Origin of the sequence: Enterobacter sp. CM29, from assembly GCF_013179605.1 — a bacterium.
GTDB lineage: Bacteria > Pseudomonadota > Gammaproteobacteria > Enterobacterales > Enterobacteriaceae > Enterobacter > Enterobacter intestinihominis.
Genome location: NZ_JABMCU010000116.1, coordinates 1 through 14,267, shown reverse-complemented (window position 1 = coordinate 14,267; position 14,267 = coordinate 1). Strand labels below are relative to the sequence as shown.

Sequence of the window (14,267 nt, the reverse complement as noted above, 5' to 3'; positions counted from 1 at the left end):
ACTGCGCTTTTTTGCGGTTCAGCCAGCCGAAGGTGGCGTCGCGCTCCAGCGTCGCCATAGTGATGTTCTCCTGCGCCGCCAGCTCCAGAAACAGACCCTGCTCCTTGCGGTTCTCGGTAAGAAAACCGATGCCGTTCTCAATGGCCGCGCGCGGGGAGTGGATCACCACCGGTTCGCCGTCCACCTCAATCATGCCGCCGGTGGCTTTGCGCACGCCGAAGATCAGCTGCGCCAGCTCGGAACGCCCGGCCCCGACCAGCCCTGCCAGCCCGACGATTTCACCGGAGCGCACCTGCAAACTGCACGGCTGTACTTTTTTGCCGTCGGTGAGGTGGTGGACGTTAAGACGCGGGCTGCCGAGGGGAATATCGCGCTCTTTGTTAAACAGATCGCTGAGCGGACGGCCCACCATCATGCGCACCAGCTCGGAGGCGTTGAGCTTGTCGCGCGTCAGGCTGCCGACGTATTGCCCGTCGCGTAGCACGCTGACGCGGTCAGAGAGTTCATACACTTCCGCCATCCGGTGGCTGATGTAAATAATCGCCATGCCTTCATCGCGCAGGCGCAAAATCAGTTCGAACAGACGGTGGGTTTCGCGTGAGGAGAGGGCGGCGGTAGGTTCGTCCATCACCAGAATGCGGCTGTTGCGGTGCAGGGCGCGGGCGATCTCCACCTGCTGCTGCTCGGCGATGGTCAGTTTCATGACCAGGTCGGTGGCGCTGAACTGCGCACCGAGGCGGTCAATGACCGCCTGCGCCTGGGCAGCCATCTCTTTGCGCTGGACCAGCCCGCCGCGCGACAGCTCGCTGCCGAGAAAAATGTTTTCCGCCACGGTCAGGTTAGGAGCAAGCTGCATCTCCTGATAAATCAGGGTAATGCCTGCGGCCAGCGCATCCTTCGGCCCTTTGATATGAAACGGCTTACCGTCGATGAGGATGTCGCCGCTGCTGGCGGTATAGGCACCTGCGAGGATCTTCATCAGCGTGCTTTTTCCGGCGCCGTTTTCCCCCATCAGCGCGTGGATCTCACCGGGGAAAACCGTCAAATCCACGCCCTTGAGCGCGTGGAAATTGCCAAAGGTTTTGGCAATGTGGCGCATCTCTAAAACCGGGGTTCTGCTCATGGCGGATCTCCTGTGAATGTCGATATCTGCACTTCATCACAGGCGCGTAAATGCAAAATGTCAGAAGCTGTTCATATTTGTCATAGTTATGAATAGCTAATCGCCATCACATTTTCCTTTTCCCTCTCCCTGTGGGAGAGGGCCAGGGTGAGGGCACCAATCCGCAGAGGAGCCCAAACCCATGTCTTCACGCCCCCCGTTCTTCACCAGCGCCCGCGGACGCCTGCTGATTTTTAATCTGCTGGTGGTCGCCGTCACGCTGATGGTGAGCGGTGTGGCGGTGCTCGGCTTTCGTCACGCCAGCCAGATCCAGGAGCAGGTCCAACAGCAAACGCTGGATGACATGACCGGCAGCATGAACCTCGCCCGTGATACCGCAAATGTGGCAACGGCGGCGGTGCGGCTGTCGCAGGTGGTCGGTGCGCTGGAGTACAAAGGCGAAGCCGAGCGGCTGAAACAGACGCAGATGGCGCTGCGCCACTCGCTGGATCAACTTGCCGATGCGCCGCTGGCGCAGCAGGAGCCGGCGCTGGTGGCGCGAATTATTCGCAGGAGTAATGAATTACAGCAGAGCGTGACGGGAATGCTGGAGCGCGGGCAAAAGCGGCATCTGGAGCGTAACGCGCTGCTCAGCTCGCTCTATCAAAGCCAAAGCTACCTGCGTCATTTGCAGGATATCAACCGCCGTTACGCGAGCAATGTGCCAGACGCCCGACAGCTTGCAGAGATGGACAGGCTGATCGTTGCCGCCATTGATACCCCTTCACCGCGCGCCACGGTGCAGCAGCTGGATGCAGTAACCGCGGGGTTATCCGCGAGCGCCCTGCAACCGGTGGCCAACCTGGTGCTCCCGGATTTTAATGATGAGCTGCGCAAGCTCGCACCACTGTCGACGCAGCTGGAGGAGAGCGATCTGTCCATCAGCTGGTACATGTTCCACATCAAGGCGCTGGTGGCGATATTAAACAGCGACATTAATCAGTACGTTGAACAGGTGGCGCAGGCTTCCCGGCTTCGCACGGCCCAGAGCCATCACGAGCTGCAATCCATCAGCGTGTTTATCAGCATCTTCGCGGTGCTGGCGCTGATCATCACCGGCTGTGCCTGCTGGTATATTTACCGCAATCTGGGCTCCAACCTGACGGCTATCTCAAGGGCGATGTCGCGTCTCGCTCATGGGGAGCAGGATGTGTCGGTGCCCGCGCTACAGCGGCGTGATGAGCTGGGGGAACTGGCGCGCGCGTTTAACGTTTTCGCCCGCAATACCGCTTCGCTGGAGCACACCACGCGGCTGCTGAAGGAGAAGACCTCACAGATGGAGGTTGACCGCATCGAACGTCAGGGGCTGGAGGAGGCGCTGCTGCACAGCCAGAAAATGAAGGCGGTCGGGCAACTGACGGGTGGCCTGGCGCATGATTTTAATAACCTGCTGGCGGTGATTATCGGCAGTCTGGAGCTGACCGATTCGGCATCACCGGACGCGCCGCGCATCACCCGTGCGCTTAAAGCCGCGGAACGCGGAGCCATGCTCACCCAGCGTCTGCTGGCCTTCTCGCGCAAGCAATCCCTGCAACCCCATGCGGTAGAGATGAAGCCGCTGCTGGAGAACCTGAGCGAGCTGATGCGGCACTCGCTTCCCGCCACGCTGACGCTGGATATTGAAGCGCAAACCCCGGCGTGGCCCGCATGGATTGACGTCAGCCAGCTGGAAAACGCCATTATCAACCTGGTAATGAACGCCCGTGACGCAATGGAGGGGCAATACGGTGTGATCAAAATCCGCACCTGGAACCAGCGTGTGACCCGCAGCGACGGGCGCAGGCAGGATATGGTCGCGCTGGAGGTGATTGACCACGGCTGCGGGATGTCGCAGGAGGTGAAATCGCAGGTCTTTGAACCGTTCTTCACCACCAAACAGACCGGCAGCGGCAGCGGGCTAGGGCTGTCGATGGTGTACGGCTTTGTGCGCCAGTCGGGTGGTCGCGTTGAGATCGAAAGCGCGCCGGGGCAGGGAACCACCGTGCGGCTCCAGCTGCCGCGCTCGACGCTGCCCGCGTTCTCCGATGATGCCGCGCTGGCGACCACGGCCCCGGCAGAAAGTGAGCTGCTTGTGCTGGTCCTGGAAGATGAGGCGGGCGTGCGGCAGACCCTGTGCGAGCAACTGCACCAGCTTGGCTACCTGACGCTTGAAGCCGAAAACGGCGAGCAGGCGTTGAACATGCTGGACGCATCACCGGATATCGGCATGTTTATCAGCGACCTGATGTTACCGGGCGGCCTGAGCGGTGCGGAGGTGATCGGCCATGTACGCAGCCACTATCCGCAGTTGCCGGTTCTGCTGATCAGCGGGCAGGATTTGCGCCCGGCGCATAACCCGCAGCTGCCGGACGTTCCGTTACTGCGAAAACCGTTCACCCGCGCACAGCTGGCGCAGGCGCTGCGCAAGGTGATGGTAATTTGAGATTCCTCCGCTACTCCCGCTAACAGCCAGTCATTACTTTAAGGCCAGTTCACCTGCGAGTCTGGCCTTATGAAACGTTACTCTACCGCTCTGTTATTGGGTCTGCTGACTTTAACCAGCCAACTGGCGCATGCCGATGTGATTGATGATGCTATTGGCAATATTCAGCAGGCGATCAACGACGCCTATAACCCCGGCAGCAGCCGTAATGACGATGACGACGATCGTTACGATCGCAGCCGTCAAACCGACAGCCGCCAGTACGACGATCGTCGCCGGCAGTTAGAAGACCGACGCCAGCGCTTAGACGAGCGTCAGCGGCAGCTGGATGACGACCGGCGTCGGTTAGAGGAGGATGAGCGCCGGTTAGAGGATGATTACGATCGGTGGTAAACCCCGGTATCGCAACGCGTAGGCCGGGTAAGGCGCAGCCGCCACCCGGCAAAACCTAATCCAGCACCAGCACCATCCCGTCATACCCCGCTTCAATGCCGGACGGCAGCGGGTTATCCATCATCCAGACGTCAAACTGATGGCTGATATGCGTCAGGATCACCTGCGGACAGCCAATCACCTCGTTCAGCGCAATCACCGTATTCAAATCACAGTGGTTGCGCGGCGTCTCCTGGCGCGGTTCATGGCTACAGTCAATAATCATCGCCTGCGGCTGATTATTTAGCAGAAATGTCACCGTTTTATCCGGTAGCCCGGCGGTATCAGAAAGCCACGCCACGCGACTGTGGGCGGACTCCAGCAGATAGCCAAATGTGAGTTTTGAATGGTTGAGCGGCAGCGGCGTGACCCGCAAGCCCTGAAGTTCAAACGTCACAAACGGCTCCACCGTGTGGCTGAAATCCAGAAGGCCCGGATGTTTGAACAGGTCGTCACAGCCTGCGTCGTCCGGCGGACCGTAAACCGGAATGGTCGCCCCCACGCCCCAGCGCAGAGGAAACAGCCCCTGAACGTGATCCATATGATAATGGGTAAGCAAAAACTGCCTGAAACTCCCTGCGGGCCAGTCGTCCATCAGGTGTGGAATACCCGCGTCCAGCAAGGTGACCGCATCGTTGAATTTCACCGCCGCGCTGCAGGGGCGACGGCGATAATTTTCCTGTAAACGCGCCCGTCGGCACGCCGCGCAGTCGCAGCCAAACACCGGCACCAGCTGCGCCCCTCCGGTTCCTGTTAGCGTGATCGTCAGACTCATAACGCACCTCTACAGCGGTTTGGTGAAGCGGAAATGGCTTTGCGTATACCCTTCACGAACATAAAAACGGTGCGCGTCCACGCGCTTCACGCTGGTGGAAAGCTCGGTCAGCTCGGCGCCTGCCTGGCGTGCGATCTCCTCTGCCCAGGCCAGCAACTGGCTACCCACTTTCAATCCGCGCGCCTGCGGCATCACCACCAGCTCCTGGATCTCGCCGATCCAGCGGGCGTGGTGCAGGTGAAACTGCATGTGCAGGCCGATCATCCCGATGATCTTCCCGTCCAGCTCGGCCAGCTGGTAGCGCATATTGTGATCCTGCAAGTTGGCCAGATACCCGGCGTGAAACGCCTGATGATCGAACTCGGCCTGCTTAAGCTCGCAGATCAGAGCGTAAACGATCGGCGCATCGTCGGCGGTGGCGGGGCGAAGCTGGCAGTCAGGCATGCTGTTTCTCCTTCTGGCGAATAAGCGATAGAAAGGTCTCGACTGACTGTAGCAAACTTCCGTCGTTATTGAGGAGATGGCAACCCGACGGGGTGTAGCGCGCCGCCCGTTCCAGCCGCTGGTCGATCTCGCGCGCGTTTTCGCGCCCCCGCTTTTGCAGCCGGCTACGCAGAACCTCCGGGGAAACCTGCAAACAGACCGGGAGCAGCGCCGCTTCGTACCGGGCGTGAGCCTGCGGGAGATGCGCCCGTGAGCCGTTAACCAGCACGTCGAACCCCGCGTGCAGCCAGAGGTCGATCTCAATGCCGACGCCATAGTAGTAACCGTTGGCATGCCAGCTTAGCGCCAGCAGGTTTTGTCCGGCGCGGGTAAAAAACTCCTGCTCGCTCAGGGCGATATGGTTTTCGCTTCCGGCGTTGGCATCGCGCGTGATATAGCGGTGCGCCACCAGCAGCTGTGAGTGTTCCCGCTGCCGTAACGCCGACAGCAGGCTGTCCTTCCCGGAGCCGGACGGGCCCATTAACCAGATGAGTCTTCCCATCAGAACACCCTTTTTCCCTGACGCCAGACGTGGTCGATATGAATGTGCTCGCCCTTACGGTGCGCCAGCACCAGATCGGCCCGTTTCCCCTCGGCGATTTCCCCGCGATCGTGAAGATTAAGCGCCGAGGCCGGGTTTTTCGTCACCAGGCGAATCGCCTGCGGCAGCGTGAAGCTATTGCCTTCGTCGTCCGCGACGCGGAAGGCCGCGTCCAGCAGGCTGGCGGGGTAATAGTCAGATGAGAGGATATCCAGCAGGCCGAGGGAGGCGAGCTTGCTTGCCGCCACGTTTCCGGAGTGCGACCCGCCGCGTACGATGTTCGGCGCACCCATTAGCACGTTCATGCCATGCTTACGCGATGCCTCTGCCGCCTCGAACGTGGTGGGAAATTCGGCGATCACGCTCCCAAGCTGGTGGGATTCGCGAACATGGTCGTGCGTGGCATCATCATGGCTGGCCAGGGCAATATTACGGTCACGGCACATCGCGGCAATGGAGAGACGATTCGGCTGCGACCACCGCGCCGCAAGCTGGAGCTGCTCTTCTTCATAGCGCGCCATCTCGGCATCATTGAGCGCGTATTTGCCCTGATAGTATTCGCGATACTTTTCAATGTTGGCGAACTGGCGCTGCCCCGGCGAGTGATCCATCAGGGAAACCAGCGAGACCGGCTCGCGGCCCACCAGCTTTTCAAACAGCGGCAGGGTAGTGTGGTGCGGCAGCTCGCAGCGCAGGTGCAGGCGGTGCTCGGCGCGGTTGAGGCCGCGCTTTTGCGTCTCCTCCACGGCGTTGATCATCTTCTCCAGGTTCTCCAGCCGATCGCCGCCGTCGCGCACGTCGCCGATCGCCACCGCGTCCAGCACCGTGGTGATGCCGCTGGCGACCATCAGCGCGTCGTGGCTGCTCATCGCTGAATGCGCGGGCCAGTCGACCTTCGGGCGGGGCGTGAAAAATTTATCAAGATTATCGGTATGCAGCTCAATCAGCCCCGGCAGCAGCCAGCCGCCTTCGCCATCCATCGCGTCCGGTGAGCGGCTCTGGGTTTCAGCAAAGGCGCGGATGACACCGTCCCGGACCTCAACCGAGCCGTTTACGACTTCATTTTCCAGTACCAGCCTGACGTTATTGATAATCATACGTTTGTCCCCATCGGGTGCAGTCTGTCCGCCACGCGATGGCGTACGGCGTCGTCGTGGAAGATCCCGACGATCGCCGCGCCGCGCGCTTTGGCCTGTTCGATCAGTTCCATCACCGCTGCGCTGTTTTTACTGTCGAGCGAGGCGGTGGGTTCATCCAGGAGTAAAATCGGGTAATCGACGATAAAGCCGCGGGCGATGTTCACGCGCTGCTGTTCGCCGCCGGAAAAGGTCGACGGGGCGAGGTGCCACAGACGCTCCGGTACGTTGAGACGCGTCAGCAGGCTGGCGGCTTTAGCGGCGCAGGTTTCGCGCGGCACGCCGAGATCCAGCAGGGGCTGCATGACCACGTCCAGGGCAGAGATCCGCGGGATCACCCGCAGGAACTGGCTGACCCAGCCGATCGTCGAGCGGCGTACTTCCAGCACCTTGCGCGCGGGAGCCTGGACCAGATCGACCCATTCATTGTTATGGCGGATATGAATATGGCCTTCGTCCGGCAGGTAGTTGGCATACAGGGAGCGCAGCAGGGTGGATTTTCCGCTGCCGGAATGGCCATGCAGCACCACGCATTCGCCGTTGCTGACCTCTAATGAGGCATTTTGCAGTACCGGCAGGCGGACACCGTTTTGCTGGTGGAGCACAAAGGTTTTACTGACATTTTCAACGTGGATCATTTTTGCCTCGCGATTCGTTTTGCCGGGTGGCGGCTTCGCCTTACCCGGCCTACGGGTGCGGTGTTCGTTTTGCCAGGTGGCGGCTTCGCCTTACCCGGCCTACGGGTGCGGTGTTCGTTTTGCCGGGTGGTGGCTTCGCCTTACCCGGCCTACGGGTGCGGTGTTCGTTTTGCCGGGTGGCGGCTTCGCCTTACCCGGCCTACGGGTGCGGTGTTCGTTTTGCCGGGTGGTGGCTTCGCCTTACCCGGCCTACAGGTGCGCTGTTCGTAGGCCGGGTAAGCGCAGCGCCACCCGGCAACAGCGCCCTCAGTTCTGCAACACCGACGACACCAGCAGCTGGGTATACGGATGATGCGGATCGTCGAGCACCCGGTCGGTTAACCCACTTTCCACCACCTGACCCTGCTTCATCACCAGAAGACGGTCCGCCAGCAGGCGCGCGACGCCTAAATCATGGGTGACAATCACCACCGCCAGGTTCAGCTCCACCACCAGGCCGCGCAGCAGGTCGAGCAGGCGCGCCTGCACGGATACGTCCAGCCCGCCGGTCGGTTCGTCCATAAACACCAGCTTCGGATGGGTGACGAGATTGCGGGCAATCTGTAAACGCTGCTGCATGCCGCCGGAGAAGGTGGTCGGCAGGTCGTCGATGCGCGAGGCGGGGATTTCAACTTCCTCCAGCCAGTGCTGCGCCGTGGCGCGGATATTGCCGTAGTGGCGTGCGCCGGTGGCCATCAGCCGTTCACCGATGTTGCCCCCCGCTGACACCTGACGGCGCAGGCCGTCCATCGGGTGCTGATGCACCACGCCCCACTCGGTGCGCAGCAGGCGGCGGCGCTCGGCTTCGCTCATGCCGTACAGCGACACGCCCTCATACAAAATGTCGCCATTCTGCGGCGTCAGGCGCGCGGAGATGGACTTCAGCAGGGTGGTTTTACCGGAGCCGGACTCGCCGACAATGCCCAGCACTTCGCCCGGCCACAGCTCAAACGACACGTCGCTAAAGCCTTTGCCCGGCGCATAAAGGTGAGTCAGGTTGTTAACCGAAAGCAGCGGTTTCATTGGCTGTTCGCCTCGCTCTGTTGGCGGCAGTAATCGGTGTCGGAGCAGACAAACATCCGTTTGCCCGTGTCGTCCAGCACCACTTCATCCAGATAGCTGTGTTTGGAGCCGCAGATGGCGCACGGCTCGTCCCACTCCTGCACCGTAAACGGGTGATCGTCGAAATCCAGGCTCTCTACGCGGGTAAACGGCGGTACGGCGTAGATGCGTTTTTCACGTCCGGCACCAAAAAGTTGCAGGGCGGGCATCATGTCCATCTTCGGGTTATCGAATTTCGGGATCGGCGACGGGTCCATCACGTAGCGGCCGTTCACCTTCACCGGGTAGGCGTAGGTGGTGGCGATATGGCCGAAGCGGGCGATGTCCTCATACAGTTTGACCTGCATGATCCCGTACTCTTCCAGGGCGTGCATGGTGCGGGTTTCGGTTTCCCGCGGCTCGATAAAGCGCAGCGGCTCCGGGATCGGCACCTGGAAAATCAAAATCTGATCTTCAGTCAGCGGGGTCTCCGGAATGCGGTGACGGGTCTGGATCAGCGTCGCGTCTTCGGTTTTTTCAGTGGTGTTGACGCCCGTTACGCGCCTGAAGAAGTTGCGGATCGACACGGCGTTGGTGGTGTCGTCTGCCCCCTGGTCGATGACCTTCAGCACGTCCGCTTCGCCAATCACGCTGGCGGTGATTTGAATACCGCCGGTGCCCCAGCCGTAGGGCATCGGCATTTCGCGGCCGCCGAACGGCACCTGGTAGCCAGGGATCGCCACAGCTTTAAGGATGGCGCGGCGGATCATGCGTTTAGTTTGCTCGTCCAGATAGGCAAAGTTGTAGCCGCTTAAGTTAGCCATTGGCGCGCTCCCGTTGCAGGCGTTTCAGCAGTTCCAGTTCGGCCTGGAAATCGACGTAGTGCGGCAGCTTGAGGTGCGAGACAAAGCCCGCGGCCTCAACGTTATCCGCGTGGGCCAGCACGAACTCTTCGTCCTGTGCCGGGCCTGCAATATGCTCGCCGTAGTCCGGCGCCTGGAGCGCACGGTCAACCAGCGCCATCGCCATCGCCTTGCGCTCGCTCAGGCCATACACCAGCCCGTAGCCGCGGGTAAAGTGTGGATCTTCATTTTCTGGCGCGACAAAACCGTTGACCATTTCGCACTCGGTCATCAGCAGTTCGCCGATGTTCACCGCAAACCCCAGCTCTTCTGGCACAATTTCGACATCGAGATAGCCGCTGCGGATCTCTGCCGCGAACGGGTGGTTGCGCCCGTAGCCGCGCTGCGTGGAGTAGGCCAGCGCCAGCAGATACCCTTCGTCGCCGCGCATCAGCTGTTGCAGACGGGACGAGCGCGAACAGGGATAGACCGGCGGCGTGCGGGTGATGTCATCCGGTGTGCTGCCGGTGTCTTCTTCCGCCTTCGCCAGCCCCTGGTTTGCCAGCAGGCTAAAGACGTGCGGGGAGGCGTCTTGTTCAGCGTCAGAGGCGCTGAGCTGCGGTGTTTCACCGTTCGCCAGCAGAGCGAAGTCCATCAGACGATGGGTGTAGTCGTAGGTGGGGCCAAGCAGCTGGCCGCCAGGAATATCTTTATACACCGCAGAAATACGGCGCTCTAAACGCATTTCCGCCGTATTTACCGGCTCGCTCACCGCCAGCTTCGCAAGCGTTGTGCGGTAAGCGCGCAGCAGGAAGATGGCTTCCACGTTATCGCCGCTGGCCTGTTTCAGCGCCAGCGCCGCCAGCTCACGGTCCGCGATGCCGCCTTCGGTCATCACGCGGTCGACGGCCAAATTTAACTGCTGTTCAATCTGGGCGACGCTCAGCTCGGGAAGAGCGTCATCCCCCCGGCGTCTGTGCGCCTGCAAGGCATGGGCGGCGGCGATCGCCTTCTCGCCCCCTTTGACGGCAACGTACATCAGCACACCTCCACGTGGGTAGTTCGCGGGATCGCCAGCAGGCGCTCGCCGCAGGTCAGGAGCAGGTCGATACCGAGCGGAAACGGATGCGGGCGCTCGGTCAGCTCATGAATGATGCACTCCGGCAGCTGGGGGGCGACCATCCGCTCGTCGGCGATGCCTGCACCCGTCAGGCGAAGCATGCGACCACCGCTCAGGCTGGAGACCTGCAAAATCAGCGTGGCGCTGGTTTCCGGGGCGACGGCGCTGCCTTCGCTCAGGGCGTTAAGCTGCTCGTGGCTGATTTGCTCGTCTGCCACGGCGAAGACCGCCTGCTGGGGCTGCTCGACCAGCGGCGCGTTGGTATGAAAGCGCAGGTTCTGGCTGGCGATATCGTTCAGCAATGCCCCTGACAGCCATACCGGCGTGTCGTTGTCCGCCAGCGTCAGCAGCACGCTGGTAGAGGCGAGGTTCAGCGGCAGCCAGCCCTGCGAAAGCTGGTGCAGCGAGACGATCACGCCGGGCTCGCTCATGGCTTTCAGCAGGCGACGGAAACTCTGTTGGGCATCCTGGACGGCCAGGGTAAAGGCAGGTTGAAGCGTCATGCGTTGTCTCCGCGAACGAGCGTAAAGAAGTCGACCCGGCTGGTATTCACTTCGGCCTGACGCGCGGCAAGGCGTGCGGCGCGGTCAGCTTCCAGCGGGGCAATAAGGGTTTCCATTAAGGTCTGAAAATGCGGCTGTTCCTGTAAAAGCGCGTCGATAACCGCGCAGCGCTCGGCGTGCGTTTTGTCGCGCCCAAGTACGTAGCCGTAGCCCAGCGTGCCGCTGCTCAGGCGGATCACCGCGCGGGTGAGGGTGGCATCGCCGGCGAAGAAGCGCTCACCGGTGCCGCCCATGCGTGCCTGGATCTGCACCAGGCCGATCTCCGGCGCGCGGATCGTGTCGTAGTCCGGCGTCAGGCCGAGCGCGTTCATGCGGGCAGCCAGCGCAGCAGGCTGGCTGTGGGCCAGCACGCGCATCCAGCGCTGACGAGTGGAGGTGTCGAAGTGCATTCAGTGCTCCATGGTAAATTCAATCATGTCGGCGCGGGTCAGGCTGACGGAGTATTCCGTTGCGTTGACGTCGCCGTCACGGTGGTTGAGGGTGCGCACGCAGAGCAGCGGGGCCATGTTGGGGATCTCCAGCACCTTGCTCTCTTTAGCCTGCGCGCGGCGGGCGCTGATGCGCGTCTGGGTGCGTTTGAGCGCGATACCCGTCGCCTCCTGAAGAAAATCATGCAGGGAACCGCTGGCGAAATGTTGCAGCACGGGCCAGAGGGAGAAGTCCGCGAAGTAGTGGTCGATCTGACAGACCGCCACGCCGTTCACCCGGCGCAACGTGCGCAGGTGAACGACGTTGTCGCCCTCCTGAATCCCCAGCGCGTCCGCTACGTGGCGGGTGGCCGGGCGCAGGACAGACAGCAGCTTTTCGCTGGTGGGGTGGCTGCCCTGATCGAGCAGGTTCTGGCTAAAACGCGCCTGAGCATTGAGCGGGTAGTCAAACGGGCGCATCAGCACCAGCACGCCGACGCCCTGACGACGCTGGACCCAGCCGCGTTCCACCAGCTGATCGATGGCGCGACGCAGGGTGTGGCGATTCACTTCGTAGCGGTCGGCAAGCTGCTGCTCGGCAGGCAGGTAGTCGCCGCACCGATAGTGCGTGCGCAGCTCCACTTCGAGCTTTGCCGCAATCTCTTGCCAGCGGGTAGGGTAACTGGTCGGATGTCTGGATAAGTGCATACCAATCAAAGCCTCGCTTCTCAGATGAAGTGCTTACGCAAACGTTGAGAGAGGAAATCCAGCAGGCTGACGGTGACGATGATAAGCACCATCAATGCGCAGGTTTGCTGGAACTGGAAACCGCGAATCGCTTCCCACAGGGTGACGCCAATACCGCCTGCGCCCACCATGCCGACCACGGTGGCGGAGCGAACGTTGGACTCGAAGCGGTATAGCGAATAGGAGATGAGCAGCGGCATGACCTGCGGCAGGACGCCGTAGAGGATCTCTTCGATTTTGTTCGCGCCGGTTGCGCGGATGCCTTCCACCGGGCCGGGCTCGATGGCTTCAACCGCTTCGGAGAGCAGCTTGGAGAGTACGCCGGTGGTGTGGATGAACAGCGCCATCACGCCAGCGAACGGACCCAGGCCGACGGCGACCACGAACAGCATCGCAAAGACCATTTCGTTGATGGCGCGACAGGCGTCCATCAGGCGACGCATCGGCTGGTAGATCCACCAAGGCACGATGTTTTCGGCGCTCATCAGGCCAAACGGAATGGAGAGGATCACGGCGAGGGCGGTGCCCCAGACGGCGATTTGCAGGGTGGTGGCCATTTCACTGAGGTAGTCCTGCCACTGGCTGAAGTCCGGCGGGAAGAAGTCGGCGGCGAAGGTCGCCATGTTGCCCGAGTCCCTGAAGAGCAGCAGCGGATCCATCTCCGCGCCCTTCCAGGAGATAACGAGCACCGCCAGCAGAACGGCCCAGCTTATGAGCGAGAACCAGCTGCGCTTTGGCGGCGGGAGGGTGATGGTTTGCATGTTGGCTCCTTAATCTGTTCTCCCTCTCCCTGTGGGAGAGGGGACTTGAGTTACTGCACCGCTTTATTCACGCTGGTCATCGCCCCGAGCGCGGCGGTCAGGCGGTCGAGATCGTCCAGCTGCGCCTGAATTTCCGACACTTTGCTGGTCTTCTCTTCTTCCTTCAGACCTTTGTTGTCCTTCACGCCCTGCATCTGTTTAAACAGCGCCAGCTGGCGAATCGGCACCAGCTGCAAATCGCTGGACGCGCGGAACGGTGCCCAGCCCAGGTGCGCCAGCACTGCTTTCTCTTCCGGCGTTTTGCCGTAGTTCATAAAGAAGTCGTAGACCTTGTCTTTGGTGCTTTCGGAGAGGTTTTTACGCCACACAATCGGGTCGCCCGGGATCAATGGCGATTTCCAGATCACCTTCAGCGCTTTCAGCTTGTCCGGCGCGGAGGTCTTCAGCTTGTCGAGGTTTTCAGTGTTGTTGGTGGCAACGTCTACCTGCTTGTTTGCTACGGCCAGGGCGTTGGTTTCGTGGCTGGCGTTGACCGTGCGCTTGAAGTCGCTGGCGGAGATGTTGTTTTTCGCGAAGACGTAGTAACCCGGGACGAGGAAGCCGGACGTAGAATTCGGGTCGCCGTTACCAAAGGTCAGCTCTTTGCGTTTGGCGAGCATATCGTTGAGGTTGTTGATCGGGCTGTCTTTGTTAACGATCAGCACGCTCCAGTAGCCCGGGGAGCCGTCTGCTGCAACGGTCTGGGCAAAGACCTGGCCGTTGGCGCGATCTACCGCTTCCATGGCAGAGAGGTTGCCGTACCACGCGATGTCGACTTTGTTGAAGCGCATTCCCTGGATAATGCCCGCGTAGTCCGGGGCGAAGAAGGCGTTCACTTTGATCCCCAGTTTGGTTTCCATATCTTTCAGGAACGGTTCCCACTGCGGCTTCAGGTTTTGCTGTGATTCCGTTGAAATGATGCCAAAGTTCAACGCTTTTTCCTGTTCCTCTGCCCAGGCCGGGCTTAACAGGGTGCTGATGCTGAACATGCTGGTGAAGGCCAGCGCGGCAACGGCTTTGTAGTTCATTTCCATTCCTCGTTATCGGGGCGTTAAGCAGCCTGCGCGCGTTCTTCGACGCGGTTTACGCTGCGGTAGAGATGATCAAAACGTTCGTTAT

16 protein-coding genes are annotated in these 14,267 nt (G+C 61.0%); 2 read left to right on the top strand and 14 right to left on the bottom strand.

The window, feature by feature from the left end; all coding sequences use genetic code 11:
- On the bottom strand, positions 1 to 1,123 hold a 1,123-nt coding region (locus tag HP459_RS14785), incomplete at its 3' end, for a sugar ABC transporter ATP-binding protein (protein WP_171936397.1).
- 181 nt (positions 1,124 to 1,304) lie between these two features.
- Between HP459_RS14785 and HP459_RS14780 the strand changes: the two genes are divergently transcribed.
- A complete protein-coding gene (locus HP459_RS14780; RefSeq protein ID WP_171936396.1) occupies positions 1,305 to 3,584 on the top strand; it encodes a hybrid sensor histidine kinase/response regulator in 2,280 nt (759 codons plus the stop codon).
- A 69-nt stretch (positions 3,585 to 3,653) separates the two neighbouring features.
- Positions 3,654 to 3,977 carry a DDRRRQL repeat protein YjdP gene (gene yjdP / locus HP459_RS14775; protein ID WP_017382647.1) on the top strand — a complete coding sequence of 108 codons (324 nt, stop codon included), beginning with the start codon at positions 3,654 to 3,656 and terminating at the stop codon, positions 3,975 to 3,977.
- 55 nt (positions 3,978 to 4,032) lie between these two features.
- Here the strand turns inward: yjdP and phnP are convergent, their stop codons facing one another.
- The 13 genes from phnP to phnD form a co-directional block, all read right to left on the bottom strand.
- A complete protein-coding gene (gene phnP / locus HP459_RS14770; protein WP_023305273.1) occupies positions 4,033 to 4,791 on the bottom strand; it encodes a phosphonate metabolism protein PhnP in 759 nt (252 codons plus the stop codon).
- A gap of 9 nt (positions 4,792 to 4,800) precedes the next feature.
- Positions 4,801 to 5,235 (bottom strand): aminoalkylphosphonate N-acetyltransferase, encoded by a 435-nt coding sequence (phnO, locus tag HP459_RS14765; RefSeq protein WP_022646777.1) that lies wholly within the window; start codon positions 5,233 to 5,235, stop codon positions 4,801 to 4,803.
- Positions 5,228 to 5,779, bottom strand: coding sequence for a ribose 1,5-bisphosphokinase (gene phnN, locus HP459_RS14760; protein ID WP_032670903.1), 552 nt, complete (start codon positions 5,777 to 5,779; stop codon positions 5,228 to 5,230). Before phnN ends, phnO begins: the two co-directional genes overlap by 8 nt.
- Positions 5,776 to 6,912, bottom strand: a complete 1,137-nt coding sequence (gene phnM, locus HP459_RS14755; RefSeq protein ID WP_038415093.1) for an alpha-D-ribose 1-methylphosphonate 5-triphosphate diphosphatase — start codon at positions 6,910 to 6,912, stop codon at positions 5,776 to 5,778. Before phnM ends, phnN begins: the two co-directional genes overlap by 4 nt.
- Positions 6,909 to 7,589 carry a phosphonate C-P lyase system protein PhnL gene (gene phnL, locus HP459_RS14750; protein WP_022646780.1) on the bottom strand — a complete coding sequence of 227 codons (681 nt, stop codon included), beginning with the start codon at positions 7,587 to 7,589 and terminating at the stop codon, positions 6,909 to 6,911. Before phnL ends, phnM begins: the two co-directional genes overlap by 4 nt.
- A gap of 306 nt (positions 7,590 to 7,895) precedes the next feature.
- On the bottom strand, positions 7,896 to 8,651 hold the full coding sequence (phnK, locus tag HP459_RS14745; RefSeq protein WP_003860225.1) for a phosphonate C-P lyase system protein PhnK: 756 nt from the start codon (positions 8,649 to 8,651) through the stop codon (positions 7,896 to 7,898).
- Positions 8,648 to 9,493 carry an alpha-D-ribose 1-methylphosphonate 5-phosphate C-P-lyase PhnJ gene (gene phnJ / locus HP459_RS14740; protein WP_023299113.1) on the bottom strand — a complete coding sequence of 282 codons (846 nt, stop codon included), beginning with the start codon at positions 9,491 to 9,493 and terminating at the stop codon, positions 8,648 to 8,650. The genes phnK and phnJ overlap by 4 nt, the downstream gene beginning before the upstream one ends.
- Positions 9,486 to 10,550, bottom strand: a complete 1,065-nt coding sequence (locus HP459_RS14735; RefSeq protein WP_022646782.1) for a carbon-phosphorus lyase complex subunit PhnI — start codon at positions 10,548 to 10,550, stop codon at positions 9,486 to 9,488. Before HP459_RS14735 ends, phnJ begins: the two co-directional genes overlap by 8 nt.
- Entirely contained in the window at positions 10,550 to 11,134 is a 585-nt protein-coding gene (phnH, locus tag HP459_RS14730; RefSeq protein WP_023305278.1) for a phosphonate C-P lyase system protein PhnH, read from the bottom strand. Before phnH ends, HP459_RS14735 begins: the two co-directional genes overlap by 1 nt.
- A complete protein-coding gene (gene phnG, locus HP459_RS14725) occupies positions 11,131 to 11,583 on the bottom strand; it encodes a phosphonate C-P lyase system protein PhnG (protein ID WP_023299115.1) in 453 nt (150 codons plus the stop codon). The genes phnH and phnG overlap by 4 nt, the downstream gene beginning before the upstream one ends.
- On the bottom strand, positions 11,584 to 12,309 hold the full coding sequence (gene phnF, locus HP459_RS14720; protein ID WP_171936395.1) for a phosphonate metabolism transcriptional regulator PhnF: 726 nt from the start codon (positions 12,307 to 12,309) through the stop codon (positions 11,584 to 11,586).
- Between the two features lie 20 nt (positions 12,310 to 12,329).
- On the bottom strand, positions 12,330 to 13,109 hold the full coding sequence (gene phnE, locus HP459_RS14715) for a phosphonate ABC transporter, permease protein PhnE (RefSeq protein WP_022646785.1): 780 nt from the start codon (positions 13,107 to 13,109) through the stop codon (positions 12,330 to 12,332).
- A gap of 50 nt (positions 13,110 to 13,159) precedes the next feature.
- Positions 13,160 to 14,176 carry a phosphonate ABC transporter substrate-binding protein gene (gene phnD / locus HP459_RS14710; protein WP_022646786.1) on the bottom strand — a complete coding sequence of 339 codons (1,017 nt, stop codon included), beginning with the start codon at positions 14,174 to 14,176 and terminating at the stop codon, positions 13,160 to 13,162.
- Positions 14,177 to 14,267 lie beyond the last annotated feature (91 nt).